This window comes from Shewanella sp. SM68, assembly GCF_025653925.1.
In the GTDB taxonomy this organism is placed as follows: Bacteria; Pseudomonadota; Gammaproteobacteria; order Enterobacterales; family Shewanellaceae; genus Shewanella; species Shewanella oncorhynchi.
Window position 1 is genome coordinate 625,419 of record NZ_JAKKRU010000001.1, and the last position, 26,724, is coordinate 652,142.

A 26,724-nucleotide genomic window follows, 5' to 3' on the forward strand; every position below is an offset into this window, starting at 1 on the left:
TTTTCACGGTAAATGCTTATATGAATTCACTCTTGATACCCACGTCTTCACTCGCACCTGAATTTAGCCTGCCAACCCTTCCCGAAACGGCTGACAATCTAAGCGCATTACTCTTAGGACAAGAGCGTGCTGTGGATGCGTTTAAACTCCACCAAGCTATTGTCGATCAGCACTTGTATCTGGCTGATTTCCCGAGCATTGACCGCCAATTAATGATCCAAGCCTGTATTGATAGCCTAGCGCCGTTATCTCCAGCTTATTTAGTGGCAACACGCCCGACTGACAAAGCGGCAACATTTCAGTGGCAATCAGAGAAACCACTAGAAAATCAGATCAGTATTGCCGAAAAAACCACTCGCTATCGCTACCTCAGTGGTAATATTCGCCGTGTAGACCTCATTGGCCGTATGGCACAAACAGGAACAACAAGTCAATATCAAGCTGGTGCTCTGGCCGAATGTCATTATGTATTTATTTGCGCCGAGTCACTGTGGAAACGTGAAGGTTTATGGGAATTAGTGATGCAAATCCTCACCCATAAAGCGTATCAGATTAGCAATAACTTAAGTCCTATCCCGCTCAATTGTAAAATTGTCCTTATCGGTGCAGGAATGATTTATAGCCAAGTCAGAACTGAAGATTGGCAATTTCAACGTCACTTTACCCTACTAGCAGAACTCGCTAGCGAAATCGACTTGGTCCGTTATACAGAGTCACAATACGTCGCATGGTTGCAAGCGGTTGCACAAAGTGTCGAGGTCACTCTAGAACAATCAAGCCTAGCGCCACTTTTTCGTTATAGTGCACGGTTAACCGAACATCAGCGCCGCCTCAGTTTGTCTATGCTCGAGTTTGCCCAACTGATGGTGCAAGCTAAAGCCTATTGTGGTAAACCGAGTATCAATGCGAGCAGTATTGAGCTCGCGTTAGCCCAAGCCAACTATCGTCATAACAGCTCGGAAGAGTATTCAGGTCAAAGCTTCGATGACAACTTCATAAATCTGCCAACTTCGGGTGCTATGGTAGGTCAGATCAATGGCTTAACTGTCATTGATGCCATCGATTACAGTTATGGTGAGCCTGCGCGGATCACGGCATCTGTTCACTATGGTGATGGTGAAGTCGCCGATATCGAAAGAAAATCTGAACTTGGTGGCAATATACATGCCAAAGGAATGATGATCCTTTCTGCCTGCTTGTACCGTATCTTTGGGCGAGATGCACCATTACACCTAAATGCCAATATCGTTTTCGAGCAATCCTATCAAGAAATTGATGGTGATAGTGCATCACTCGCCGAATACTGCTGTTTGATGTCAGCGATTGCCGAACAACCCATTATTCAGTCACTGGCAATAACTGGTGCATTGGATCAATTTGGTAATGTGCAAGCGATTGGTGGCATCAACGAGAAAATTGAAGGCTTTTTTAATCTGTGTGAACGTCGTGGTCTCACGGGAGAACAAGGCGTTATTATGCCCAAGTCGAACGTGTTACAGCTTAACCTCAATCCCAAAGTGATTACAGCTGTAGGCAAAGGCTTATTTCACCTCTATGCAATCGAGCATATGGACCAAGCTGTTGAGCTATTAATGCAAATGCCTGCGGGTGTAGCCGATGAAGATAATGATTTTCCACATGATTCATTATACGGCCTTGTGCAGGAACGATTAGACAAGCTCGCAGGAAATGGCGAGGAGGAAATCGGCATAATCACGAGATTACTCGCAAAATTGGGATTTTTTCGCCGCTAATTAGCTGATCGGAGTTGTTTAGCTTACACGTGTTCGCTAATCTTGGCGGCTCTTATTGCTGGAGTAGTAAAACAATGAACAAAGCAAACAGTTTCAATAAAGAAGAACTCATCGCCTGTGGCCATGGGAAATTATTTGGTCCAAACTCACCTCGTCTGCCTGTCGATAACATGCTGATGATAGATAGAATCGTTACTATCAATGATAATGGCGGTGAGTTTGGCAAAGGTGAAATTGTCGCTGAACTCGATATTAATCCAGACTTATGGTTTTTTGACTGCCACTTTATTACCGACCCGGTAATGCCTGGCTGTTTAGGGCTTGATGCCATGTGGCAACTCGTTGGCTTCTATTTAGGCTGGGAAGGCGCAGAAGGCAAAGGGCGTGCTCTGGGTGTAGGTGAAGTAAAGTTTACTGGTCAAGTATTACCAGGCGCTAAGAAAGTCACTTATAAACTCAATATCAAGCGTACTATTCACCGTAAACTGGTGATGGGTATTGCCGATGCAATCCTTGAAGTTGATGGCCGTCAAATCTACAGTGCAACCGATCTTAAAGTCGGTGTCTTTAGCGATACGTCTACATTCTGATCAGTCTTACTCCAATACACTGAAGATATCAGTACTGCAGATATAAAAATGCCCTCATCTGAGGGCAATATGCTGCATTACTTTGCTTGTTCTGGGCTATTTAATTAATGAGTAAAACTCAATTATTTATTAAATAGCCCATTAACTCGGCCATCCACACCTTCACGCCAACCGCCTAACCACTGCGATCGCGAATCAAGATTTGCATATGGACAGAGCTCCTTAGAGCGTCCACCAACCCCAGCTTGGAATCCTTTTGAAAAAGCTCTGTCTAAACGATCTCGTTTTTGTCTTTTCATGCAAGCGTCCTCTGTTCTACATAAAATAGAAGCAAAAGCTTCACCCATAGAAATAGTGCTTTTTGACGCCAAGATCAATCAAAAAATCGGCTATTATACTGACTATTTATTAAACTATTGAGATCTTAGCGAAAAAAAATCGAGGCATTTCGCCTCGATTTTTTTAGTCTGAATTGAAGCTTAAAACTTAACGAATTCGACGACGGAACCACACCAATGGCAAGGCAAATAACCAAGCTAACGTTGCCGCACCAGAACGCTCAAAATTACCGGTATCGGTACTATCTTCAACAGTACAAGCTTCACCACTGGTAGCCGGTTTAAGTACAACCATACGTGGAACATAAGCCGTTACAGGCTCGCCACTACCACTCAGCTCAAATAGCGGTAAGCCATTTTCACCAATAACTATGTTGCCATCTTTATCAAATTGATAAGAAGGTTTACGAATAAAAGCCGTACCTACGATAGTGCCATCTTCATTGATACTCGTACCTTCAACCACTAAAATATCAGCGTTATATTGAAGAATTTTACCCGAGCCATCCTGAACTTCGACCTGATGACGTGCCCAGCTACCATCGTTTGATTTTTCATACCCCTTAGACTCGCAGGTCAGCAATTTATTGATATTGCTAAACTCACCCGTCGACTTCTCATACAGGAAACCCGCTTTGGGGCGTGGCTTCTCTTTATCGTAAGTCGTTTCAACGTAACCAACTACTTGACCTTTATTGTTAATATCCTTGGGTTTACTCGAAAGATCCGTTGCCGTTGAGGCAAAATCATTAGGGGTTACATAGCCAACATCGGGTGTATTAGTATCAAAATAGAAAAACTTGTCGCGTAAATAACCTTGAATATAGCTACGATAACTACCGACAAGAATACCACTATCATTGATGTCATAGGCAATGGAACTTGAAATCGATTCGCCCATTGGGATCCAGTGGTATTTATAATTACCTTCGGCATCCTTAGCCCAATAAGCCGCATCTTGGTGCAACTTATCTGTATTGTTGTTACGATAAACGTGCGAACGACCAACAACCACGCCGTTATCATTCACGCCGAGCGCCTGAGCAGTAAAGGTTAAGGTGTTATCAGCTTTAGGCGTTAACCCTAAAGGCAACTCAATTCCCGTAGCGATATTATTGTCGATTTGCCATACATAGGCACGCGTCTGGTACTGAATGTTACGCGTACCCGTAGAGTTCGGATATTGCTCACGTTGTACACAAACATCCAATGGCAAAGTGTTATCCGAGCCTAAACAATAATTAACACGATCACTACCATATTTACTGATAGCAGTACTGGCATAACCAGCCACTAAGTTATTATTATTAATAGCTGTAGCAGCAGACCATCCACCTAACTCTGCGGTTTTAGTCTTATCAGCATTAACAAATTGCGTGTAGGGAGGAACTAATGGAATTTCAGTGCTCCCCACTTTTACAACACCGCGGAACTCATAGTCGCGGTAATACCAATAATCATCGGTAACATCAGTAGTTGCAGTGTTCTCTGTTTTCTTTTCAGGCGCAGTCATGCTGCCCACTTTAATACCGGCATCATTAATACCGTAATAAAAGGTATCAACAGAGTTAATCACAGCAGTATCATTTGGCGGTGTAGTACCATTAATGCTGTCGAATGTCGGTAACCAAGCCCCAGCTGCACCATTTTCTGCAGCAATAAAAGCAAAGTTATTTGCAACAATGGCAGCGGTAATAGAATAAGTAATGGTTTCTTCCGGTGCGATACCATCGGCAACATCAATCACGCCGCCTTCGACATCTGAACTGCTAAGTTTTTTCTTACCCTTTGAAATACCGACTAATTCATCATTGGCATTCACACCTAAAGCATAACCGTTACGAGTGCCTTCAAGCGTGCCCTGCAGGTCATAATTATCGATGTTAACGATTTCGTAGACAGGTGCAGCATGGGCACTGTTTAATACACCAAGGACACCTAAGGCAACCAAGGAAAGGGCTTTATCCAACTTTGACTTCATTAATTCTATTCCCATTTTTATTATTGGTTTACTTCAGTGACTCAAGCTCTTCCCAACGCTCGAAGCAAACTTCCAATTGCTTTTCTTTATCAGCCAACTGACTCAATACCTGATTGACTTTATCCTGCGCCTGACTATAAAAGTCTGAATGTCCAATAGTGGTCTGCAATGCGAGAATTTCTGCCTCCAATTGCTCCATCACATTAGGTAGCGACTCTAACTCACGCTGTAGCTTATACGACAGTTTTTTTACCGCTTTCACAGGTTCTGCAGTTTTAACTTCAACGGGTTTAGTTTCAACCGCAGGAGCTTCGACCACCTTTTGTGAACTAGGTTCCTCAGAATAAAACTTTGCCCCTTGGTTCACGGCATCTTGATAACCACCTACATACTCGCTCCAATGGCCATTACCCGCATACCACCAGCTACTGGTCACAGTATTGTCGATAAATGCCCTATCATGGCTCACTAGCAACAACGTACCTTGGTATTCAGTGAGCAACGACTCTAGCAATTCTAAGGTCTCAATATCAAGATCGTTAGTTGGCTCATCGAGAATGATTAAGTTTGCTGGGCGAATTAATAACTTAGCCAATAACAAACGGTTCTTCTCACCACCCGACAGCGCTTTCACTGGCGTTCTGGCACGCATAGGCGAGAACAAGAAGTCCTGCAAATAACTTAAAATGTGGCGGTCTTGACCATTGATCGTGATGGTCTTTTTACCTTCACCAACGTTATCTTCAACGGTTTGCTCAGGATCTAACGCTTCACGATATTGGTCGAAATAAGCGATTTCGAGCTTAGTACCGACTTTAATTTCGCCCGATTGCGGTTGCAGCTTCTCGATTAACAGCTTGATCAAGGTTGATTTACCACAACCGTTTGGCCCAATCAGCGCAATACGGTCACCGCGGATAACCGTTGTATTAAAGTTTTTAACCAGATTTTTATCGGGCAGATTGAAGTTAAGATCGGTCACATCAAACACTAACTTACCAGAACGTTCAGTATCCGATACTGCCATTTTAGCATTGCCTTGACGATTCAGACGTTCACTTCGCTCTTCACGTAAAGCCTTCAGTGCGCGAACTCGACCTTCGTTACGGGTACGTCTAGCTTTAACGCCTTGACGGATCCACACTTCTTCATCAGCGAGACGCTTGTCAAACAAGGCATTTTTCTCGGCTTCGACGCGCAACCATTCTTGCTTACCATCAAGATACATTTGATAGTTGCCCGGCCATGAGGTCACCACACCACGGTCTAAATCGACAATCCGCGTCGCCATACGGGCAATAAAGCCCCTATCGTGGCTGATAAAGACGATAGCGCCTTGATAATCTAGTAAAAACTTTTCAAGCCACTCGATAGTGTCTATGTCTAAATGGTTGGTCGGTTCATCAAGTAACAACAGATCTGGCTCGCTCACCAGTGCTCTGGCTAACGCCACTTTACGCTGCCAACCACCCGATAACTCGCTCAAGGATTTGTCAGGATCGAGACCTAACAACTCGCAGTTTTGTTGGATGCGAGAATCTAACTGCCATCCATTATAGTGGTCTAAGGTTTCTTGCAGACCTTGCATCTCATTTAGCATACGATCCATTTGCTCTGGATCGGCATGGGCCACATCGTGGGACAGTTGATGATAACGCTCAAGCGCCTCACCCACTTCCTTTAATCCCGCAGCAATATAAGCGTATACCGTGCCTTGCTCAGCCTTTGGCGGATCTTGTTGTAGACGGCTAACGGTCACATTACCAGCGATGTTGAATTCGCCTTCATCCAGCAGTACATCACCAGATAACACTTTTAATAAACTCGACTTGCCAGCACCATTACGGCCAACAATACACACGCGCTCGCCGCGTTGAATAGTAAAATCCGCTTTTTGTAACAACGGAGTGTAACCATAGGCTAAAGAGCCACTATTGATACGAACCAGACTCAAACTAAGCTCCTGTAAACTCTTGTAATTGCGTTGCGTTAAATGGCCAATGTAATTCTCTACCATCCCAAGCTTTAAGCACAGGGATCGATACGCCATAACGCTGCGCGAGGTATTCATCGTCACAAATATCTATGGCCCGATAGCCAATGTCAGCCGCTGCCAATAAGGCTGCGGCCAGTTCACACAGATGACATCCCTCTGTGTGATATAGCAGATAATGCCTGTTATCTAATTCTGCTTGAGTCAACTCAGGCATGGGTGATAAGCCAGGTATTATGGATATGTGGATTACGTTTGTAGTCCATAGGCAAAGTCACGTCATCAATGTTCTTCACATTAATGCTCATCTTCGTCAGCGCCTCTATGTCCATCTTAAACTTACGTTTATTGTTAGAGAACACTAGTTCACCCGTTGGGCTGAGCAGTTTCACTAAGGATGCCAGTAAGTTCACATGGTCTCTCTGCACATCGAATGAATCTTCCATACGCTTAGAATTTGAGAAGGTCGGCGGATCGATAAAAATCAGATCGTACTGTTCACGGCAATCACGGATCCACTGCATGCAGTCAGATTGAACAAACTCATACTGCTTACCTTGCAGTCCATTGAGTGCAAAGTTGTCCTTCGCCCAAGCAATATAGGTATTTGACATATCCACCGTCGTCACCGATTTAGCCCCACCAAGCGCCGCATGCACAGAAGCAGAACCTGTGTAAGAAAACAGGTTAAGTACACGGCGTCCCTTAGATTTTTGACCGACTAAACGGCGTGTCAATCTGTGGTCAAGGAATAAACCTGTATCCAAATAACCAGTTAAGTTCAGTTTGAACTTAGCACCATATTCAGTGGTGATAAGCTCTAACTTACGCTCATCCAACTTTTGATATTGACTCGTACCCTTTTGACGCTCACGCGTCTTCATGATCATCTTGTTCGGATTGATACCAATGGCCGACGGCAGTGCTAACAAAACATCGCTTAAACGACGCTTGGTTACGGCTTCAGGTATAGTTGCTGGCGCCATATATTCTTGAATAATCACGTAATCTAAATACTTATCTACTGCGACGTTATATTCAGGAATGTCGGCATCATAAATACGATAGCTGTCGATGCCTTCTTTCTTGGCCCATTTCTCTAATAACTTGGCATTTTTCTTAATGCGGTTAGCAAATGCAGGGGCGATATCGGCAATGTCGACGCCGTCTGGCAGCACTGGCGTATCACGACGCGTACTGGTCGCATGCAAGGTATAAATGTTAAAGGCACATTCTAGGGCACCGTTGAACATCTTCATCTGTTTGTCGGCTTTAAGCTTAAGTGATGATACCAGCTCGATATCACTACACAGCATGGCCACTTTCCAGCCGCCAAACTCTTTCTTAAACTTGTCGCCTAGCTGATAGTAAAGCTGCAATAACTCAGACACATTGCCTAAACGTTCACCATAAGGTGGATTAGTGATCAAATAGCCACTTTCTGCAGGCGGCGTTATCGTCAACGCATCTGCAACTTGAAACTCAATTAACTCGAGTACACCGGCATTTTCGGCGTTACGTTTGGCTAACGCGACTAAGCGCGAATCGATATCTGAGCCGTAGAATTTAATCTCACAACGTTTCACGCCTAATGAGGCACGCGCTTTCGCTTCTTCAACGATTTCTTGCCACACAGCTTTATCATGACGACGCCAATGTTCAAACCCAAAACGGCTACGCTGCAGACCAGGCGCAATATCGGCCGCCATTAAAGCCGCTTCGATCAACACAGTACCGCTACCACAGAAAGGATCGAGCAAGGTCGAAGGCGCCGCTTGCCAGCCACTGCGTACTAACATGTTGGCGGCTAAGTTTTCCTTCAGTGGCGCTTCACCAGTAGTAGAACGATAGCCACGTTGATGCAATGATGGACCAGAGAAGTTCATCGCAATCGTGATTACGCCATTACGAAAATGGGCATCAACTTTAAAGTCAGCATCGACGCGTGACACATTTGGGCGCTCAACGTCATCGTCCCGGAATCTATCCACAACCGCGTCTTTAATCTTGAGGGCGCCGAACTGAGTATTATTGATAAAACCACCCGTACCATGAAAATCGATACTAAAAGTGCTTTTATTGGAAAAATGCGCCGGCCAATCGACACAATAGGCGGCATTATAAAGTTGCTCTGCCGACTCGCAGCTGCCTTTATAGATAACCAACACGATACGGCTGGCTAAGCGTGTCCATAAAGTAATCCGATACGCTAAAGCTAAGGGGGCAGTGAAATACACACCAGCAACACTCTCTTTTACTTCAGTCGCACCAAATTCTGTCAGCTCTTGGGCTAAGCTATATTCAAAGCCCTTAGGGGCGGCGGCAAAAAAATTAAGCATGGGATAATCAGTACGCAGTCAAAATCAAAGCGACATTATACCTGCTCGAATACATAAAAGATAAACAGTTATTAGTCGAAACCCCATTTAGTCTCATCCTCGACCTAAGATAATCAACGAAAAATCCCTAACTTATGTTTAAATTGTATGAAAGCCCCCCACTCCGCTTTATATTTAAGCGTTCACCACCTTTTTCGATCTTCGTCCTTGCAATGCCAAGGCGCTGCCGTTATAGTCTGCCCCGCTTTGAAGACGGACGCGGGATGGAGCAGCATGGTAGCTCGTCGGGCTCATAACCCGAAGGTCGTAGGTTCAAATCCTGCTCCCGCAACCATTTAAAAGCAAAATAGTAAAGTAATACAGATAGATATCGGACGCGGGATGGAGCAGCATGGTAGCTCGTCGGGCTCATAACCCGAAGGTCGTCGGTTCAAATCCGGCTCCCGCAACCACTTTCTATATGTGTTTATAACGAGAAACAGCTTATCGGGCTCAACTCCTTATAAACAACAGGCGAAGGTAGTCAGTTAAAATACGACTCCAGCAACCAATTCTTAGATGACAGAATTAAAATAGTTATTAACAGCAACAATCGGACGCGGGATGGAGCAGCATGGTAGCTCGTCGGGCTCATAACCCGAAGGTCGTCGGTTCAAATCCGGCTCCCGCAACCACTTTCTATATGTGCTTATAACGAGAAACAGCTTATCGGGCTCAACTCCTTATAAACAACAGGCGAAGGTAATCAGTTCAAATCCGGCTACTGCAACCAATTCTTAGATGACAGAATTAAAACAGTTATTAACAGCAATAATCGGACGCGGGATGGAGCAGCATGGTAGCTCGTCGGGCTCATAACCCGAAGGTCGTCGGTTCAAATCCGGCTCCCGCAACCACTTTATATATGTGCTTATAACGAGAAACAGCTTATCGGGCTCAACTCCTTATAAACAACAGGCGAAGGTCGTCGGTTCAAATCCGGCTCCCGCAACCAATTCTCAAATGACAGAATTAAAACAGTTATTAACAGCAACAATCGGACGCGGGATGGAGCAGCATGGTAGCTCGTCGGGCTCATAACCCGAAGGTCGTCGGTTCAAATCCGGCTCCCGCAACCACTTCTCTTCATGAAAGAGAAAAATAACCAGCACAAGCTGGCTTTTTTGTATCTAAAATTCATAATAACCCTCTGTAAAATCCTAACCAGAAGACCATCGACCTATAAACAACCGATGAAAGCAATCAGGTCAAATCCACTATAACAACAGCGTCCAAAATAAGATTTAAACTGTTCAGCTGACATCAATACATTTTTTGGATGTCAAATTTCGCCATAAAAGTGTCGGACAATATGACTCCTGCCATGGCACCAAAGGAAACGGTGAAAATCATGATGAAAGGTAGAGGTTTCAAATAAGCGGAAGTGAGAACACCTTGACCGAACCAGTGCAGTATTAGACCAAGAATCATGATGCCAAAAGCGAACTTATTCGCGGCAAAAAACATCGAGATTTCGAACGCCCACAACTCTTTATTTTCCTTAAATTGAGCGAAACCGAAATAGAGATAAAGCAGTAATGCCACTATAGCGAGAGTACAAATACTGAGTGCATAGCTTAATTGAGAAGCCCTAGCCAATACTTGATAGCCGATACGTATGGCATAAATACCGACACCCAACCAAAGTATCAGCAGCGGCAATAAAATGAGTCCCATTTTTATCCTTAAAAGTTGAGATAGACATACACTTAACACCTAAAGCGAGCTCTGAAAATGAGCGCTTAATACTATTCCAAGATCTCGGTTCGTAAAGTGAGATCTTGAAGTAAGTTCTTAAATTGAGCGCTTAGAACAAATTCTTAAAGTTAGTACTTGGAGTGCGTATTTAAAGTTCGTTCTTAGAGTGAGAGCCTTAAGTAACAGCTTAAATAGCATATAGATCAGCATGTTATTTTAACCGCGCCATATGATACACACTGACAAACTCACCATTTCTAAAAGCAAAATCTTTCGACTCACCTTCCATTACAAAGCCAAACTTTTTATATAGACCAATTGCGGCATGATTATCGGTATAAACCGTTAATTCAATTCGTTTTATATTCATCCATTTATCGGTAAGCTCAAGCATCGCGTTAATCAAGGCACTGCCTATACCGCGGCCTTGCCAACTGTCTTTTACACCCATGCCAAAGGAGGCAACATGCCTACGGCGAGGTTGCTCATACACTTCAAAACCTAACTCACCGACAATTTCACCTTCAATCTCTGCGACATAACGATGAACATGATTCGATGTTGCAGCAAGACGCGCCTCCCATTTATCGGTCGATGGCAAAGGTAATTGCAAGGTACCGGCATAGGCATTTGGACAGGCATATACTGCTTGAATGGCTGCAGCGTCACTCTTCTCTGCATGCCTAATCGTAATATTTCCCAATGAGTCCCCTCCCTGGTTTTCAAATAAAAAAGACGTGGCCAATTCAACGTACACAGAACTAAGTACACAGGTCTAAGCCCAACGAATTGACTTAGGCATACTGTGGATCACTGTGATTAAGCAACTCAACCCGATTTTTATTAAACCGACTTTACGGATGAAGCTCACATAAGACAAGTATGAAATTTAAAAAACTATTGATAAACATGGATTTTATACAGATAGATATCAATCAATATAGGAATTGAATCAACCACCGCCCTGTCTCCATAACCCAGCCTCAACACCTAGGTTGAAACTCTGGACAAATAAAAACCCGCTCAAGATGAAATCTTGGCGGGTTTATAATATTCTGGCACTAAGGTGATAATCGAGTTGAATACTTCAGCCTTCAATTAATCCAATACAATCAATAGTATGTTTCTAATATAAACTGTTTAATTAAAGTGGTAAACGACCATTAAAGGACAGCGCCAACGTAGTACTATCCACGTATTCCAACTCGCCACCCACTGGTACGCCATGGGCAATGCGACTTATCATCACTTTGTGACGTCTGGCCATATCGGCAATAAAATGCGCTGTAGCCTCACCTTCTACTGTTGGATTTGTCGCTAAAATCAGTTCGGTGACATCACCCGATGCCAAATGGCGCTCGAGTAACGCTAAGCCTAACTCTTCTGGCCCTACACCATCGAGGGGCGATAAATGGCCTAAAAGCACAAAGTAACGGCCAGTGAAATGTCCACCCGCTTCAATGGCTAACACATCAGCCGGCGTTTCCACCACACAAATGGTGGAGGAGGTTCCGCGTTTATGGCTAGCACAAATCGGACAGAGGGTTTCTTCAGTGTAGGTTCGGCAAGACTGACAATGACCGACGTCACTCATCGCACTGGACAGCGCACTGGCTAATTTAAGCCCTGCTTTTCTGTCGCGCTCGAGTAACTGAAACGCCATACGTTGCGCCGATTTAGGCCCAACCCCAGGTAAACAACGCAGGGACTGAATTAACTCATCTAACAGTGGACTAAATTTCATCGGCTATCTCAATTAAAATGGCATTTTCATGCCTGGAGGTAATTGCATACCACCAGTGACTTCGGCCATTTTAGTTTTTTGGTTTTCTTCGATTCGACGAGCAGCGTCATTACAGGCCGCAGCAATCAAATCTTCCAGCATTTCTTTGTCGTCTTCCATCAGGCTTGGGTCGATTTCGACTTTACGCACTGTGTGCGCGCCTGTCATAGTCACTTTCACCAAACCAGCACCAGATTCCCCCACCATTTCCATACGGGCGATTTCTTCCTGCATTTTGGCCATTTTTTCTTGCATCATCTGGGCCTGTTTCATCAAATTGCCCATACCGCCTTTTCCAAACATAGTCATTTCTCTTCTATTAGGGTTAGTCGCAAGCATTAACGCGGCTAATCTTACTTAAATAAATGGGATTGGCAATCAATGCCGTTATCTTGTTAATAAACTTATGATCTCGATGCAGAGTTTCTCAGCAGCATCACTATAAATATGCACTCGAAGCCTAAATTTAAACCACAGCGTTACAAATTAACGATAAAAATTTTACCCAAAGACTCGCCAATAATAGCTAACTCGCGGCATCAGTTAACTCAGGTAACGCTTGTATTTGCTGACTGCGTAAATTCAACAACTCTGGCGGATATACTAGACTATCGGCATCGAGTTCGGCGCCCATACGTTGGATCAACCATTGCACATTGTCATCATGGATCAATGATTGATGCGCTTGTTGCAGCAACTCTTGGTGGAAACGCTTACGTAACTCTAAGGGCGTTTCCCGCTGTTCATCGATTCCTATGACCACTTGTACCCGTCTTGGGTTCCCGAGCGCGGTAGTTAAGGCTTGCTCAAGCTGCACTATGGCAACATCGGCCGCTAGATGCTTCTGGTTTGGTTTAAGCAGCAACGGCAAAGGATCGCTCAAAGTTTGACAGACAGAATTAACCGCCAGTTGCCGCACTCGCCCGCCGATCTCTAAGCTCGCCATCAACTTGTACCAATGTAAATCTAATGGATGACCGCTAATAGGTTGAGTCGAACTGAGCGCGACTTGTGTCTCATGCGTGTGTTCCACTGTATTCGACGCATTTGTCAGTTCTGTTGCGCTAACCGAGGCAAACTCTGAGGCGGGTATTTCTTCTTGACGTACAGCCTGATTTTGAAGTATTTCCGACTTCAAACTTGATGCTGCGGCCTGCCCGTCACTCAGGGATAGAGTGTCATCTTGTGCATGATTAGGTGCGTAACTCGCGCCTAAAAGATCTTGAGCATGACAGGCTTGAACATTATTTATATCAGTAGCTTGCGCGCTCACAGGCTGAACACTGTCAGTCTTATTGCTATCGACTTGCGTCACTTCGATAGATTCAGCTTCAGGCGTTGCCTCCCAAGGCGGACGATCATCTGCAGCGGACGGTTTGACAGGCTTCTCAGAGACAATTCCAGTTGAGATGACGACTGAAGATACTGCTTGGTGCAGATCGATAGGCTCAAGATCTAAGTCGAAGTCATCATCAAAATCTATCGCTAAATCAGGGTCTAAGTCAGATGCTGGATCAACAGAAAATGCCACACTTGGCTGACTCGCTTCAATTTTAGTAACCGATTTAGGTAAGGTTACACCATGTGATTTAGTGTTTGGCGTCTTAAGTTTTGAGTCCAATGACGACTTTTTTTCATCACCGTCCTTAGCACTTAAAGCGTCAAGATCCGATAGCAGTGAATCCCGCGCCGCCAACACAGCTGAAAGAATATCGTCGTCGGCTAAGGATGCGGAGGCTAGTATTGGAATTGATGTCTGAGGAGACACTTGAGCCATTACTACTGACTGACTATCAACTGAGCCTTCCATGCCTACAGCGCTTTGAATATCAGCAGAATTTTGAACATTATCTAAGTGTTGGACATCATCAGGTACAGCATGAGAGTCAAAGCTGTGATGAAAATCATCGTCATTGTAAGAGCCGGAGGAGAATTCAACATAAGCATCTTGATAGGAATCGAGCGGCGCTGACTCTTGGGCATAAGCTCCCATCGCTGGATAAGAATGCTCGACTTCAGTTCCATAAGGGCTATGTTCATCAAACCCCTTTTGCTCTAGCGTACTATTAGTAAGAGTATGGTTAGCGAGGGAGTCAACAGCAGTGTTTTCATCAACAGTCTCTTGAACAGCACTGTCTTTCTCTGCAATGTCACTACCAACAGCCACAGCGCTTGAACCAACAACCATTTCAGCCGCTGCTGGATTAACAATACTCGACTCGGCAGTTTCCCCTATTAATTCAGGAACTTCACTATTCTGAGCATCTAAACTCGCAACCGATGCCTCAATGTCAGCAGCAGCTTCAGTAACTTGAGAAGGCGCTTGAGCGGTTGATACTGTTTGAGTTTGTGGCTCAACCTCAGCATTCACTATCTCAACGTTTAAGCTGCCAGCGTTAAATCCCTGACTCTGCGCCTGACTTAGAATCACCGTCTGTTCGGCAATTAATGCCGCATCCGCTTCGAGCTCAGCATCAAGTGCCTGCTCTGCGGTATCGGCAGGCTCAATTAATGCTGTTTTTTTTTCAGCTGTATGTGGTTCAGCAAACTGTTGTTCATTTACATCAAGAGCTTGCGCTATCGCAACTGGCGTTTGCCCTTCGGGTAAACTGATCTCAGCGACCGCATCAGGCTGCCAGCGCTTTACTGGCTTTTCCGGCACAAACGCCACAGCGCGTAATAGTGCCATCTCAAGACCCGATTTAGGGTCTGGTGCATGGGGTAAATCTTTGCGACCCGTTAATAAAATCTGATAATAAAGCTGCACTTGTTCCGGCTTAAGCTGTTCGGCAAAGGCGCGAATCTGTGCGCTATACAAGGATTGCTGCGCGCAAGCGGGGGCAAATTGGGTCAAGGTAATTTGATGTAACAACTCAAGTAAACTGCGTAGCACTTCTTGGGCATCTGCGCCGTACGCAAGCACTTGGGCACAGGTATGCATTAACACACCAATATCGGCATCGGTTAAGGCATTAAGCAAGGCAACTACATGCTGCTCATCAATACTGCCAAGCATGGTTTGCACTTGGCCAAGCATCACATTACCGCCACCAAAGGCGATGGCTTGATCTGTCAAACTCAAGGCATCACGCATACTGCCATTGGCAGCTTTAGCCAGCAATTTTAGGGCTTCTACATCAAAGGGAAACTGCTCTTGGGTCAAGATATGATTGAGCTGAGTGCCAATTTCAGCTTGGGTCAGGCTTTTTAAATTGAACTGCAAACAACGAGATAACACAGTCACTGGCAGTTTCTGCGGATCGGTGGTCGCCAGAAGAAATTTAACGTGCTCAGGGGGTTCTTCTAAGGTTTTTAGCAGTGCGTTAAAACTGCTGCGCGACAGCATATGCACTTCGTCGATAAGATAAACCTTAAAGCGGCCACGGGTTGGACGATACTGCACATTGTCTAACAGCTCACGGGTATCATCGACCTTAGTGCGAGATGCGGCATCGACTTCAATCAAATCGACAAAACGGCCTTGGGCGATTTCCACGCAGCTGCCACAAACACCACAGGGAGTCGCTGTCACACCTTGTTCGCAGTTTAAGCCTTTGGCAAAGAGTCGCGCTAAACTGGTTTTACCAACACCGCGCGTTCCCGTAAACAGGTAAGCATGGTGTAAGCGCTGCTGGCTTAACGCATTGGTCAAGGCATGCAAAACATGACTTTGGCCAACCATTTGATCAAATGTGGCAGGGCGCCATTTTCTGGCTAACACCTGATATGACATGGAACTCCCCAGAGTATGTGATACAAAAGCGGGAGCATGCGCCCCGAGAACTTTGAAAGATAACATGCCATGATTTGACATGCCATCAAACTATCCCAAGGCGCCTTTAGCTGCAGATTTATTCGCCTTCAAACTCACAAAGTTTAACCAACTCAAGCCCTAATGCGGTTAAACGGACTTCACCGCCTAAATCAGGTAATGAGATCACAAAGGCCGCATGTTTAACTTCACCGCCGAGTTGGCGGATCAGTTTAACGGTCGCTTCGATAGTACCGCCAGTGGCGAGTAAATCGTCAACAACGAGCACTTTGTCATTTGCGCTAATCGCATCAGTATGAATTTCTAGGCTATCGTGACCGTATTCCAGTTCATAGCTTTGGCTGATGGTTGCACGCGGCAATTTGCCGGGTTTACGCACAGGTACAAAACCGATACCCAATTCTAAAGCCAACGGAGCACCAAATAAGAAACCACGGGCTTCAGTGCCCACAATTTTGGTAAAGCCTTGACCACGATAATGTTCAACTAACAAGTCGATGGTCGCTTTATAGGCTGCTGCATTCTCAAGCAAACTGGTGACATCTCGAAATAAAATCCCTTCCTTAGGATAATTAGGAATCGTTTTAATGCTTTGCTTTATCAAGGATAAGGTTTCTGTATTCATAGCCATCATATTTGCTTAATAAGTTACTTAATCAATTCACCAACCTAGCGGTGGCGGTATAAAACAAAACGTCCACACTGGGTGGACGCATTGTCGAAAGTCGGACAAAGCTTATGCCGCTTTAGTTTTAGTTGCAACAATCACAATGCACAAGTGATGGAAAGGTTATCAATTTGTGCCTTAGATCAAACCCTGTTGGCTCTCAGTTAAATAGCCTCAACAAGAACACGACTAAACTTTCAGTCACAGCGCCTGAGCCCATTCAATCACTCAATCATCCCTCTATTTCAGGTATACCTTTAAGATACCAAAGTAGGACCAATGCCATGACAAACAGCAGACCTTTTACCCAAAGGATAGGGACCACAATAATACTGAGACTAAAACTGAGTGCGCTAACTATCATGGCTTTGCGTTTCAATCCCTTACGCATTGCTCGCTGCTCTTGCCACTGGGTTAAGGCGTCGGCAAACCAGGGATGTGTCATCAACCAATGGTGTAAACGTTCACTCGAGCGGGCAAAGTAAAAGGCAGCAAGCAAGATAAAAGGCACGGTCGGCAATATCGGTAGCACGATACCAACTAAACCTAAGACTAAAGCGGTTAAGCCTAACAGTAAAAATAATCCGCGCTTTAATACCATAGGTTTAAATGCCCTTTATCGGAAAAACAAAAGCCACTCGAAGAGTGGCCAATAGGCTACGCGCTAGAGATTAACGCTCGCTTAAATTAAACCTAAATGCTTTAACCAAGACAGACTTGCTGGCAGAGTCGGCAACAGTAAAACTAAAATAAAACCAATAAAATACAAAAAATTAAATGGGTCTTTAAACGGCTGACTACTCATTACAGCTCCTCTAGTATGTGCAAGTATAAGTGCGCAGGAATCGTACAGTGATTGAGATCACAAAACGGCCGACATTGTAGCGGTTTGTCAAATTAATAAAAACCCTCTAAATGTAGGGTTATTGCATTTATTTCGGCAATAAACCCAACCTTAAGACTGACGTCCGCGCACTATCCCTTTGGCCGCTAATTGCTCGAGTAACTGCATACAACCTTGCTCAATAATCTCTGGCGCCATTTGAGGGTAAGTGATTGTTAACCAATCAACTATCTCTTTAAAACCCGCTTGGCCTTGAGCTTGAAGAAATGCCAGCACCTGCGCGCTTAAGGGATTTAACTGTAAGAAGCACACTTCACAATCGGCATCTTGATAGAGACAAAAAAACACTGGCGTATCGAGTCGTTGCTGCGGCCGATAATCCTGACGAATGTGCTGCACCTCAAAATGATACTGCGCCACCCTCGCCGTCTGCGACAAACATAAAGCCTGCGTCGACATTTGCGCTAGGCTAAGTTGAGATTCATCCCCACTCGCCTGTGCGACCGCAACGGCCAACTCCAGCCATTCATAGTGCGCTAATTCGAGCATAAAAACAGGATCATTTGCCGTGGGCTGATATTCCTGCTGTAAAAAATCTAAAAACTCACCCGCGATATCGATAAAGATGGGCGATTGGCAATCATGTTGACTGAAAAAACGCTGCACCAAAGTCAGCCAATCCTCCTCAGAATACAAACTTTTCAGCACGGGGAAGCCGTTCGACACAAATCCCAGCACATTATTAAAAAATAACTCGCGGTAAACCTGCATACGCCGGAAATCAGTATCCACGGGCAATGGCGAAGATGGATCGCGGATATAATCGATAAAGGATTGCTGCACTTGCTTAAAATCCATTAGGCGATCCTCTTTACGGCATGAGCACTATTTTGGGCATGGGAGCTGGACGCCGCCATTTGATAACCGTGAATTTGATTTATCTCGAGCAACAATTCAGCGGTTGTCGGCAAATTAAAGTCACGCTCAAGCAAAGTCGGTTTTACCCCATGCAAAGCATAACAGCGCTGTAATAATGTCCAGACGGGATCGTTAATGGCGGCGCCATGGGTATCAATGAGCAGATCTTCAGCTTGTTTGTAGTGCCCAGCAATATGCAAATAGGCGATGCGCTCCGTCGGCATGGCCTGTAAAAAGGCATCGGCATCGTATTGATGGTTTATCGAGTTCACATAGATGTTGTTCACATCCAGTAGCAGTTTACAATCGGCTTCTTGCAGCACGGCATTAACGAATTCAAGTTCTGTCATTTGCGCACCTGGAGCGGCATAAAAAGACACATTTTCTAAAATAAGCGGCCGCTCTAGAATATCTTCTACTTGCTTGACCCGCGCCGCCACATGCTTCACCGCAGCGTCGGTAAAAGGGATAGGCATTAAATCATATAAGTGACCTTGCCCTGAGCAATAACTTAAATGTTCGGAATAGACTTGGATTTGATGTAAATCCATAAAGGTTTTGATATTTTTTACAAACGCGAGATCTAAAGGTTCAGGGCTACCAATGGATAAACTCAAACCGTGGCAGTAGAAAGTATGTTGCTCAGTCAACTCACGAAATTGGCGGCCAAATTTACCACCTAAGGTCATCCAATTCTCAGGTGCCACTTCAAAAAAATTAATAGCATCAGGCACCTGTAAACAAAATTCACTGAGCATTTCTCGTCTTAATCCCAGCCCTACCTGTGTCGTATTTTTTTGATCATTCATAGAACCTCACGAATGCTAACCTGTAATCGCTTAAGAATAAAACACAAGAGACCAGCGCTGGCTGGCCTCTTTAGGCTCAATTATCCCAATAACTGCAGGGATAAAACAAACCCGCTTTACTTCACTTCTTTTTTAACGGCTTCGACTTTAGCATCCACTTTTTCGGCGGTTTTCTTCATATCAGCGCCACATTTTGCTTCACCACACTTACCTTCATGGGCCTTATCAGCGGCTTTCTTCATGTCAGCACCGCATTTCGCTTCGCCACATTTCCCCTCATGAGCTTTATCTGCAGCCGCTTTTTTCATCTCAGCACCGCATTTAGCCTCACCACACTTACCTTCTTTGGCTTTTTCAGCGGCGGCTTTCTTCATGTCTGCGCCGCATTTGGCTTCACCACATTTGCCTTCTGAACCGACAATTTGATAGCCCGCATCCATAGCTTCAAAACCAAATGGGTTAGTTTGTGCATTGACAGCAAAAGCTGAACTCATCACAACTGAACCTAACGCTACTGCAACTGCTGTTTTTTTAACTGAATTCATAAATAATCCCTTCTTGTTTATTGAGTAATAATGACCAACAACAGTTTAAGTAGCTGGCTTACAACAAAAGACCTGCCTTATTTCGATTCTATTGCAAAAATATCACTAAGTCACAGAAATGGTAAAAATATCCTGCTAGGACAATCAGTTTAGCTTGGATTTTATTTATTGGCGTACCTATTCATCCTCCTTCACAAGGCCACTTTGTAACTTAGGGCTGATAAGGTAGAATGCTCGCCCTTTGCAACAGATATGGGTTTACTGCAGTGCGTGTGATTTTGGCTCCAATGGAAGGCGTAGTAGACGCTTTGATGCGTGACATCCTATCGACCATCAATCCCTACGATTTGCTCGTCACCGAATTTGTGCGAGTGGTAGACCAACTGCTGCCTGAAAAGGTCTTTCTCAAACTGTGTCCTGAACTGCTCAACAACGGCAACACCCCTTCAGGTACGCCAGTACGAGTACAATTGCTTGGTCAAGAACCCCAATGTATGGGCGAAAATGCCCTGCGTGCCATTGAGCTAGGCTCACACGGTGTTGATGCAAACTTTGGCTGTCCAGCAAAAATTGTTAACCGCAGTAAAGGTGGCGCCGTATTATTGCAATATCCTGAGAGTGTGCACGATATTGTCAAAGCCATGCGTCAAGCAGTACCAAAAGAGCATGCCGTAACGGCCAAAATACGTTTGGGCTACGAAGATAAGTCACTGTTTATGGAAAACGCCATTGCTGTGTATGAAGCCGGTGCAACTGAACTTGCCATCCATGCGCGCAGTAAAGTCGACGGTTACAGACCGCCAGCCTACTGGGAATACATCACCGAAGTGCGCAAACGTTTGCCGATCCCGGTGATCGCCAACGGTGAAATTTGGAACAGTGACGATGCTAAGCGTTGTATCGAGGTCACGGGCTGCGACAGTATCATGATCGGCCGCGGGGCAATTTCATTGCCGAACTTGGCTGATACTATCAAGACAGGAGCCACTCCTTATACTTGGGCGCAAACCTTAGGGCTCATGCTCAGTTATACCCAAAGGGAACTCAATGGCCGTAAAAGTGACTATTATCCAGCCCGGATCAAACAGTGGTTTACCTATCTCAACCGTCAATATCCCGAAGCCGATACCTTGTTTAGGGAACTGCGAGTCTTTAAAACAACGGAAGAAATTGTCCGCGTATTAGAAACAGCGCAACGGAACTTATGCGACGAATAATCGCAACGATATATGTGATAAAAGGGCTTTTGCCGTAGCACATATAATGCGATAAGAATGAAGTACTTTTTCGATTTTTAACGGCTAAAAAACCGAAAATGTGGCAGATACTTGATCTTTATCATAGTCGTTGATAGTGGAACTATTAGACTGGACGCCTAGAGTCAAATGAAATAGGCGATTTTACGTGAGCACCACCCATATCAGACATGAATTGTCAGAGCTTGAAGCTAATCTAAGGAAAGAAATAGGCGCGCTCCCTCTGTTCCTCGAAGCCATAGGGGAGCATTACGCTAGCCTGAGTCTGGCAGAATTAATTGATAAATTGGCTCAGACACCACTGGCTGAACACCCACTATTTTGCCGATTAAATAAACTTGATGCCGCCTTTTGCCAGCTCGACTTAGGTCTCTACGGTCTTTGCTCGGATTGTGAGGCAGAAATTGAAAGCGAACGCTTAAGCCAAGATCCCACCGAACAACGCTGCACCTCCTGCGCCGAGCATTATCAGCATGAACACCGCCACGAACTGCGCCTCACGCATTGATAGCGCTCATTCGACACCCAGTAAACTGCCTTATAAGCAAAAAAACCTCCGCAAGCGGAGGTTTGAGTTATCCAGGGAGGGCGGACAACCTAAAACTTCTGGTTTATTCTCAGGTAATACGTTCTACCTAACACATCATATAAACCCACATTCACATCGCGATAATCGGCGTAGGTGTAATAGTTTGGTGTTTCAGCATCAAACACATTATTCACCCCTACTGTGATAGAGCCGTTATAAGCATGGGTATAACCAAACTGAATATTATGTTTAAAGTAATTATCGTAATCAACATAACGGTCGGTTTCTTCTAACTCATTGAAATAACTTGCTGATTGACTACCGATATAAACAACTCTCCATGCGGCAGAAAAATCATCGTATTTCCAACTGGTCGCAAAGTTACCGCGCCAATCGGGCGAGTCAGTCGACCCTGCGTAATCGATCATGTCTGCTTCAGCGTTATCCTGCTTTTTAAAATCAAGCACATGAGTTAAATCCAGTTTGAAATTGAAATCCCCAAAGCCTGTTTCTAAGTTATAAGCCGTAACAAAATCGATACCTGAGGTCTCAACTGTAGCTAAGTTACGAACTCCGGCTTCAATATATTCAATCTTGCCATCAGGACCGCGCGTCACATAGGGAGAAGAACCATTCTTGATTTCATCACGCAGGATATCATCCACATCAATTGACTCAATTTTGTTGTCATAGGTGATTGAGTAATAAGATAACTCCAAGTTCCATGCGTCAGTAACATTCCAAACGCCGCCAAAGGTTAACGAGTTGCCCTCTTCAGCCTCTAGATCAGGATTCCCTCCATACCAGGTTTTGTGTTGATTATTAGTCGCGCAATATATGGCATCCACGTTACCAGGTTCATTACACCATAAAGAATCAACACCCTTCTCAAAACTCAAGGATTGAGACGAGAACATTTCGCTCATATTCGGCGCGCGGAATGAGTCACCATAGCTAGCACGCAGTAATAACGTGTCTATAGGACGCCAGCTTAAACCAAACTTAGGCACCACGGCATCGAAGGTCGATGAATTAACGACTTCCCCCTGAGGCCCTGTGAGAGTTCCTTCCTGCTCATAGCGCTCATAACGTACTGCGGCAGAAAACTCAACATTGGCAGGTAAGCCTACTTGGAGTTCCAAATAAGCGGCGCTACGGTCACGTGTGGCATCCACATCATCACCCCCCGAACCGCCGGAGATAATACCCGCGGCCGATTCTGGATCACTGGTTTGCTTAAACTTGATCATTTCATATTCAAGACCACCGACCATAGCGACCGAAAGATCACCGTCATCGAGCAGTAAGGTCGAAGCAAGACCATCCAATTGAGTACTTTCAAATTTGCCCTGATAAACCCCAGTATGCGCTGCTTTACGATACAGATCTGTCATCTGTTGATCCCACTGCTCATAACTCATTCCAGAGGTATTGAAAATATCATATTGCTCTGAATCAATTTCTTGCTGAATAATATCGTCGTTCAGTAAATTATAATTAAAACTATTTGTCGTCGATGTTGCGTGCTGGGCATTTAATTCCCAGTCGATACCATTCCCTGAATCTATTGTACCAACAAAGCCACCTAGAATATCAAAATTGTTGGTTTCAGTTAATGTATCTCGCTCGCCAAGTTGCGCGCCTCGCATAGAAATCACTAATTCTTCGCCAACTGGATTAAACTTATTATCGGCACTCATCACAGGGGTATTCGTTGATACTGGCGTACCCGCATAACGGGTTTCAGTTTCTGCTAATGAAGCAGAAGCACGACCTCGGAATTTTATATTCTCTGAAATCTCATAGGAGAAATTAGATAACAGCGAATTACGAGTTTGATCGCCAAATAACTTAGTGACATTACCATGATTATATAAACAACGACCATCACCTGAGTCTATGGTATTTTCCGTTTTTTGACATATATCTGAATTACTATACCAGCTACCATTGCCTGGTCCATATTTACCGTTTGGTACTGAGCTATATCCACTATATGCGTTATAACTTGAATCGTCCATTCGCCAAATATCACGATCCATTACAGCTTTAGTATCATAATATTCATAGGTTAGCGTGATATTGCCTTTATCAGTATTAAAGCCCGTTGCAAGTGATAAACGGTTGGCATCGCCTCCTTCCACACTTGGCTGCTCAGTGCTGTAATCGAGTTGAAACCCTTCAAACTCCTTCTTAGTGATAATGTTTATCACACCCGCAACCGCATCGGAACCATATACTGCCGAGGCGCCATCGCGCAGGATTTCAATACGCTCCACGATAGCCATAGGGATAGAAGATGTATCGGCCACAGAGCCAGAGCTCGAACTCGTGCCCGGCATACGGCGTCCATCTAATAACACTAATGTCGCAGACGCTCCTAAACCACGTAAATTGACATCACTGGTTGAGCTTGCTCCTGATCCATAGCCAGAAATACCACGCCAAGAACCAAAGCTGTTTATCGCAGAGTTATTCAATACGTCAGCAACGGTTTTTTCACCCGTCATGGCAATATCCGCAGCATTAATGACAGTCACGGGTGAAACAGTTTCCATATCAACTTGTTTAATACGAGAACCCGTCACTTCAATGCGTTCAACTTTCGCATTTTCTTCTGCCGCATTTACCGCTGCAGAAAAGCCTATTCCAGAAAAAACCACACTGCTTGTCGTCACTGTAATTAAACTAGTACGAACAGCTTTGGCCGTTAAACTTAAATAGCGCATTAATCTCTCCTTGAGGTAAATAAAACCCTATGTTTGTTATTTTTATATTTGGCAAGCGAACTCTATTTCGCTGTAGGGATAATGTTAATGCGCAACATCTAAGTCAACCATTAAAAACAATTAATCTCAAATTAAAACAAATTGACACAAAATAAATCAACTTTAATATAAGATATCCGGATATACATCATGGGGTTAAGCAATACAGACCTGTTGAATATATTAAATATTTAATTTGATACAATAAATCTTAATTGTTAACTAAAAGAATACCGAGAAACTCACGCCACAAATGAATCAAAGTGTATCAAAAATAAAACGCTGGATATTAATTCACACTTAGTTCAATATTAATTAACCATAAAAAATGCCACTCATTTGAGTGGCATTAATATTGAAACACTGAGTAATGATTGATTACTTAAAGTTGGCAACCTTCAACACTTTTTGAGTTCTCATAAACAATATCGCCTACAGGATTGTAGTCAGCAGCTTTAATCACTTGTTTCTCTTTCAAGAAAGAATAGAGTAAATCAGCATCAACAAAACCCGTTTGAATTGGGCTGGTTAGTTTAGGATAACCGTCACCACCCGCAGCATTAAAGCTAGGTACAGTGAACTTATAAGTGGCTGTTGGGCTAAAATCCTTGCCACCGATGTCGCTGATGTTGGCTGTTTTAGCCACACAGTCAATGGTCATTTTCACACCAGTGATTTGTGCATAACCACCAGAACCAACTTGAAGACTGCCGACAGCGCCTAAATAAGCCGCAACTTCAGTACCCGTCATTTCGTTAAGGGTAACCATATTACCAAATGGCTGAACAGTCAGCACGTCACGGTAACTAATGTTGCCTGGTTGGATAGATGCACGTACACCACCTGAGTTCATTACACCAAAATCAGCAGTCACTTTAGCACTTTGTGCCATCGCTAACATACGGCCTAAGTTAGTTTGCTTATTACGCACGTTTGCACGCTCACCATCTAACAGGGCATCCGTTGTCGCAATGACTTCGTCTAACTTAGCTTGACCTTTCTCTTGATAGTAAGAAAGCAGCTCTTTTAACTCTGAATCCGGTTCAATTTTAGTGCCAGCTAAGTCAGCAGTTTTCTTACCAGCATCATCCAGTTTGCGCATATTCACAGGGACAAGCTTGTAGCTCGCTAGATGGAGTTCACCGTTAAAGTATTCAAAATCTGCACGGCCAACATATTTACCCCATTCATGGGCTTGCATGATCCAAGTGCCATTTTGTTTATCAGGTGCACATGCATCACCAGGCTTAAAGGCTGCATAGGCTTTGTTGTCAGTTCCCGGTTCCATACACACTGGATTCTGTGAATGACCACCGATAACAACTTGTAAATCCCCTTCTTTCAATGCGCGAGCCATAGCTACATCGCCAGGGGCATTACTACCATTTTTACCATCCGCGTAATGACCCATGTGCGTGGTAGCGAAAATGATATCTGCCGCTTTGGCATCTTTAATTTCTTTAATCACTTTAGCAACTTCCACCTTGGGATCGGTGAATGTTAGATCGCTAATGTATTCTGGGTTACCAATCTTAGCAGTGTCTTCTGTCGTTAAACCAATAACAGCAACTTTAAGACCATTAACGTCAAATACTTTATAGGCATCAAAGTAACGCTCACCAAGAGTACCATCGGCATTTTTACGGTAAATGTTCGCCGCTAACATAGGGAATTCAGCAAGGCGACGCTGCATATCAAGTACTGATAACGGATTGTCAAACTCATGGTTACCAACAGCCATGGCGTCGTAACCAATTTTATTCATGCCCGTAAAGTCTGGTATGGCATCTTGAAGATCAGATTCTGGTACACCCGTATTAATATCACCACCAGATAATAATAAGGTTTGACTGCCATTCTTACTCACTTCTGCACGAATTTGATCAACCAGAGTTTTCTGAGCGGCTAAACCGTATTCACCATCACTGTTTTCCCAGAAACGGCCATGGTTGTCATTGGTATGTAAAACGGTAAACGTTTTACAAGCACTTCCCGCTTCAGCACACGTTGTTGGAACTTTATCGTCATCACTATTATTACAACCCGCAAGTGCAGCGAGAACAGCAGTTGCAACTAATCCTTTAATAAGCATATGTCTCAT

22 protein-coding genes and 5 tRNA genes are annotated in these 26,724 nt (G+C 44.3%); 9 read left to right on the plus strand and 18 right to left on the minus strand.

Features of this window, described 5'->3' with window-relative positions; translation table 11 throughout:
• The first annotated feature begins 20 nt into the window (after positions 1-20).
• Both L5M40_RS02675 and fabA read left to right on the plus strand, forming a co-directional pair.
• Positions 21-1,754, plus strand: coding sequence for an AAA family ATPase (locus L5M40_RS02675; RefSeq protein ID WP_105253105.1), 1,734 nt, complete (start codon positions 21-23; stop codon positions 1,752-1,754).
• A 74-nt stretch (positions 1,755-1,828) separates the two neighbouring features.
• Positions 1,829-2,344, plus strand: coding sequence for a bifunctional 3-hydroxydecanoyl-ACP dehydratase/trans-2-decenoyl-ACP isomerase (gene fabA / locus L5M40_RS02680; protein WP_028759638.1), 516 nt, complete (start codon positions 1,829-1,831; stop codon positions 2,342-2,344).
• Between the two features lie 122 nt (positions 2,345-2,466).
• Here the strand turns inward: fabA and rmf are convergent, their stop codons facing one another.
• The 5 genes from rmf to rlmKL form a co-directional block, all read right to left on the minus strand.
• Positions 2,467-2,643 (minus strand): ribosome modulation factor, encoded by a 177-nt coding sequence (gene rmf, locus L5M40_RS02685; RefSeq protein WP_006082074.1) that lies wholly within the window; start codon positions 2,641-2,643, stop codon positions 2,467-2,469.
• Positions 2,644-2,830: 187 nt separating this feature from the next.
• Positions 2,831-4,663, minus strand: a complete 1,833-nt coding sequence (locus L5M40_RS02690) for a DUF3466 family protein (protein ID WP_263199673.1) — start codon at positions 4,661-4,663, stop codon at positions 2,831-2,833.
• A gap of 28 nt (positions 4,664-4,691) precedes the next feature.
• Positions 4,692-6,617, minus strand: coding sequence for an ABC transporter ATP-binding protein (locus L5M40_RS02695; protein ID WP_263176579.1), 1,926 nt, complete (start codon positions 6,615-6,617; stop codon positions 4,692-4,694).
• Between the two features lies 1 nt (position 6,618).
• Positions 6,619-6,873, minus strand: coding sequence for a glutaredoxin family protein (locus tag L5M40_RS02700; RefSeq protein WP_113940891.1), 255 nt, complete (start codon positions 6,871-6,873; stop codon positions 6,619-6,621).
• Positions 6,866-8,995 (minus strand): bifunctional 23S rRNA (guanine(2069)-N(7))-methyltransferase RlmK/23S rRNA (guanine(2445)-N(2))-methyltransferase RlmL, encoded by a 2,130-nt coding sequence (rlmKL, locus tag L5M40_RS02705; protein WP_263176582.1) that lies wholly within the window; start codon positions 8,993-8,995, stop codon positions 6,866-6,868. Before rlmKL ends, L5M40_RS02700 begins: the two co-directional genes overlap by 8 nt.
• Before the next feature lie 257 nt (positions 8,996-9,252).
• Between rlmKL and L5M40_RS02710 the strand changes: the two genes are divergently transcribed.
• The 5 genes from L5M40_RS02710 (at position 9,253) to L5M40_RS02730 (ending at position 10,113) form a co-directional block, all read left to right on the plus strand.
• Positions 9,253-9,329: transfer RNA gene (locus L5M40_RS02710), tRNA-Met, on the plus strand.
• 41 nt (positions 9,330-9,370) lie between these two features.
• Positions 9,371-9,447 (plus strand) — tRNA-Met (locus L5M40_RS02715).
• Positions 9,448-9,592: 145 nt separating this feature from the next.
• Positions 9,593-9,669, plus strand: a tRNA-Met gene (locus tag L5M40_RS02720).
• Positions 9,670-9,814: 145 nt separating this feature from the next.
• Positions 9,815-9,891 (plus strand) — tRNA-Met (locus tag L5M40_RS02725).
• Between the two features lie 145 nt (positions 9,892-10,036).
• Positions 10,037-10,113: transfer RNA gene (locus L5M40_RS02730), tRNA-Met, on the plus strand.
• Positions 10,114-10,297: 184 nt separating this feature from the next.
• On the opposite strand, the gene L5M40_RS02735 is transcribed toward L5M40_RS02730, so the two are convergent.
• The 11 genes from L5M40_RS02735 to L5M40_RS02785 all read right to left on the minus strand — a co-directional run bounded on the left by L5M40_RS02735 (position 10,298) and on the right by L5M40_RS02785 (position 20,070).
• The gene (locus L5M40_RS02735; protein WP_263176584.1) at positions 10,298-10,711 is read right to left on the minus strand and encodes a hypothetical protein; all 414 of its coding nucleotides are present in this window, start codon (positions 10,709-10,711) and stop codon (positions 10,298-10,300) included.
• A 232-nt stretch (positions 10,712-10,943) separates the two neighbouring features.
• A complete protein-coding gene (locus L5M40_RS02740) occupies positions 10,944-11,435 on the minus strand; it encodes a GNAT family N-acetyltransferase (protein ID WP_028759632.1) in 492 nt (163 codons plus the stop codon).
• A gap of 441 nt (positions 11,436-11,876) precedes the next feature.
• Positions 11,877-12,476, minus strand: coding sequence for a recombination mediator RecR (gene recR, locus L5M40_RS02745; protein ID WP_028759631.1), 600 nt, complete (start codon positions 12,474-12,476; stop codon positions 11,877-11,879).
• A gap of 12 nt (positions 12,477-12,488) precedes the next feature.
• Positions 12,489-12,818, minus strand: a complete 330-nt coding sequence (locus L5M40_RS02750) for a YbaB/EbfC family nucleoid-associated protein (RefSeq protein ID WP_028759630.1) — start codon at positions 12,816-12,818, stop codon at positions 12,489-12,491.
• Between the two features lie 223 nt (positions 12,819-13,041).
• Positions 13,042-16,329 carry a DNA polymerase III subunit gamma/tau gene (gene dnaX, locus L5M40_RS02755; RefSeq protein ID WP_263176585.1) on the minus strand — a complete coding sequence of 1,096 codons (3,288 nt, stop codon included), beginning with the start codon at positions 16,327-16,329 and terminating at the stop codon, positions 13,042-13,044.
• Between the two features lie 37 nt (positions 16,330-16,366).
• Complete coding sequence (apt, locus tag L5M40_RS02760) at positions 16,367-16,918, minus strand: adenine phosphoribosyltransferase (protein WP_263142462.1); 552 nt, start codon at positions 16,916-16,918, stop codon at positions 16,367-16,369.
• 268 nt (positions 16,919-17,186) lie between these two features.
• A complete protein-coding gene (locus tag L5M40_RS02765; protein WP_263256218.1) occupies positions 17,187-17,555 on the minus strand; it encodes a YbaN family protein in 369 nt (122 codons plus the stop codon).
• An 81-nt stretch (positions 17,556-17,636) separates the two neighbouring features.
• Entirely contained in the window at positions 17,637-17,759 is a 123-nt protein-coding gene (locus L5M40_RS02770; RefSeq protein WP_006082086.1) for a hypothetical protein, read from the minus strand.
• Positions 17,760-17,909: 150 nt separating this feature from the next.
• Positions 17,910-18,656 carry a DUF2063 domain-containing protein gene (locus L5M40_RS02775; protein ID WP_173244264.1) on the minus strand — a complete coding sequence of 249 codons (747 nt, stop codon included), beginning with the start codon at positions 18,654-18,656 and terminating at the stop codon, positions 17,910-17,912.
• Positions 18,656-19,525 carry a DUF692 domain-containing protein gene (locus L5M40_RS02780; protein WP_173244261.1) on the minus strand — a complete coding sequence of 290 codons (870 nt, stop codon included), beginning with the start codon at positions 19,523-19,525 and terminating at the stop codon, positions 18,656-18,658. Before L5M40_RS02780 ends, L5M40_RS02775 begins: the two co-directional genes overlap by 1 nt.
• A gap of 116 nt (positions 19,526-19,641) precedes the next feature.
• Positions 19,642-20,070: a hypothetical protein gene (locus L5M40_RS02785; protein WP_028759624.1), complete on the minus strand. Its 429-nt coding sequence runs from the start codon at positions 20,068-20,070 to the stop codon at positions 19,642-19,644.
• Positions 20,071-20,336: 266 nt separating this feature from the next.
• Between L5M40_RS02785 and L5M40_RS02790 the strand changes: the two genes are divergently transcribed.
• Positions 20,337-21,287: a tRNA-dihydrouridine synthase gene (locus L5M40_RS02790; RefSeq protein ID WP_105253104.1), complete on the plus strand. Its 951-nt coding sequence runs from the start codon at positions 20,337-20,339 to the stop codon at positions 21,285-21,287.
• Between the two features lie 187 nt (positions 21,288-21,474).
• On the plus strand, positions 21,475-21,834 hold the full coding sequence (locus L5M40_RS02795; protein ID WP_028759621.1) for a TraR/DksA C4-type zinc finger protein: 360 nt from the start codon (positions 21,475-21,477) through the stop codon (positions 21,832-21,834).
• A gap of 89 nt (positions 21,835-21,923) precedes the next feature.
• Here the strand turns inward: L5M40_RS02795 and L5M40_RS02800 are convergent, their stop codons facing one another.
• Positions 21,924-24,584 carry a TonB-dependent receptor gene (locus L5M40_RS02800; protein ID WP_263256219.1) on the minus strand — a complete coding sequence of 887 codons (2,661 nt, stop codon included), beginning with the start codon at positions 24,582-24,584 and terminating at the stop codon, positions 21,924-21,926.
• 421 nt (positions 24,585-25,005) lie between these two features.
• A complete protein-coding gene (ushA, locus tag L5M40_RS02805) occupies positions 25,006-26,724 on the minus strand; it encodes a bifunctional UDP-sugar hydrolase/5'-nucleotidase UshA (protein ID WP_105252205.1) in 1,719 nt (572 codons plus the stop codon).

Excerpts from the sequence above, each read along its gene's own strand:
- L5M40_RS02750 (WP_028759630.1), bottom strand. The coding sequence starts at position 12,818 with ATGTTTGGAAAAGGCGGTATGGGCAATTTGATGAAACAGGCCCAGATG.
- recR (WP_028759631.1), bottom strand. The coding sequence starts at position 12,476 with ATGAAATTTAGTCCACTGTTAGATGAGTTAATTCAGTCCCTGCGTTGT.
- rmf (WP_006082074.1), bottom strand. The coding sequence starts at position 2,643 with ATGAAAAGACAAAAACGAGATCGTTTAGACAGAGCTTTTTCAAAAGGA.
- L5M40_RS02780 (WP_173244261.1), bottom strand. The coding sequence starts at position 19,525 with ATGAATGATCAAAAAAATACGACACAGGTAGGGCTGGGATTAAGACGA.
- dnaX (WP_263176585.1), bottom strand. The coding sequence starts at position 16,329 with ATGTCAAATCATGGCATGTTATCTTTCAAAGTTCTCGGGGCGCATGCT.
- ushA (WP_105252205.1), bottom strand. The coding sequence starts at position 26,724 with ATGAGACATATGCTTATTAAAGGATTAGTTGCAACTGCTGTTCTCGCT.
- L5M40_RS02785 (WP_028759624.1), bottom strand. The coding sequence starts at position 20,070 with ATGAATTCAGTTAAAAAAACAGCAGTTGCAGTAGCGTTAGGTTCAGTT.
- L5M40_RS02735 (WP_263176584.1), bottom strand. The coding sequence starts at position 10,711 with ATGGGACTCATTTTATTGCCGCTGCTGATACTTTGGTTGGGTGTCGGT.
- L5M40_RS02700 (WP_113940891.1), bottom strand. The coding sequence starts at position 6,873 with ATGCCTGAGTTGACTCAAGCAGAATTAGATAACAGGCATTATCTGCTA.
- L5M40_RS02690 (WP_263199673.1), bottom strand. The coding sequence starts at position 4,663 with ATGAAGTCAAAGTTGGATAAAGCCCTTTCCTTGGTTGCCTTAGGTGTC.
- L5M40_RS02765 (WP_263256218.1), bottom strand. The coding sequence starts at position 17,555 with ATGGTATTAAAGCGCGGATTATTTTTACTGTTAGGCTTAACCGCTTTA.
- rlmKL (WP_263176582.1), bottom strand. The coding sequence starts at position 8,995 with ATGCTTAATTTTTTTGCCGCCGCCCCTAAGGGCTTTGAATATAGCTTA.
- L5M40_RS02675 (WP_105253105.1), top strand. The coding sequence starts at position 21 with ATGAATTCACTCTTGATACCCACGTCTTCACTCGCACCTGAATTTAGC.
- L5M40_RS02800 (WP_263256219.1), bottom strand. The coding sequence starts at position 24,584 with ATGCGCTATTTAAGTTTAACGGCCAAAGCTGTTCGTACTAGTTTAATT.
- L5M40_RS02775 (WP_173244264.1), bottom strand. The coding sequence starts at position 18,656 with ATGGATTTTAAGCAAGTGCAGCAATCCTTTATCGATTATATCCGCGAT.
- apt (WP_263142462.1), bottom strand. The coding sequence starts at position 16,918 with ATGGCTATGAATACAGAAACCTTATCCTTGATAAAGCAAAGCATTAAA.
- L5M40_RS02770 (WP_006082086.1), bottom strand. The coding sequence starts at position 17,759 with ATGAGTAGTCAGCCGTTTAAAGACCCATTTAATTTTTTGTATTTTATT.
- fabA (WP_028759638.1), top strand. The coding sequence starts at position 1,829 with ATGAACAAAGCAAACAGTTTCAATAAAGAAGAACTCATCGCCTGTGGC.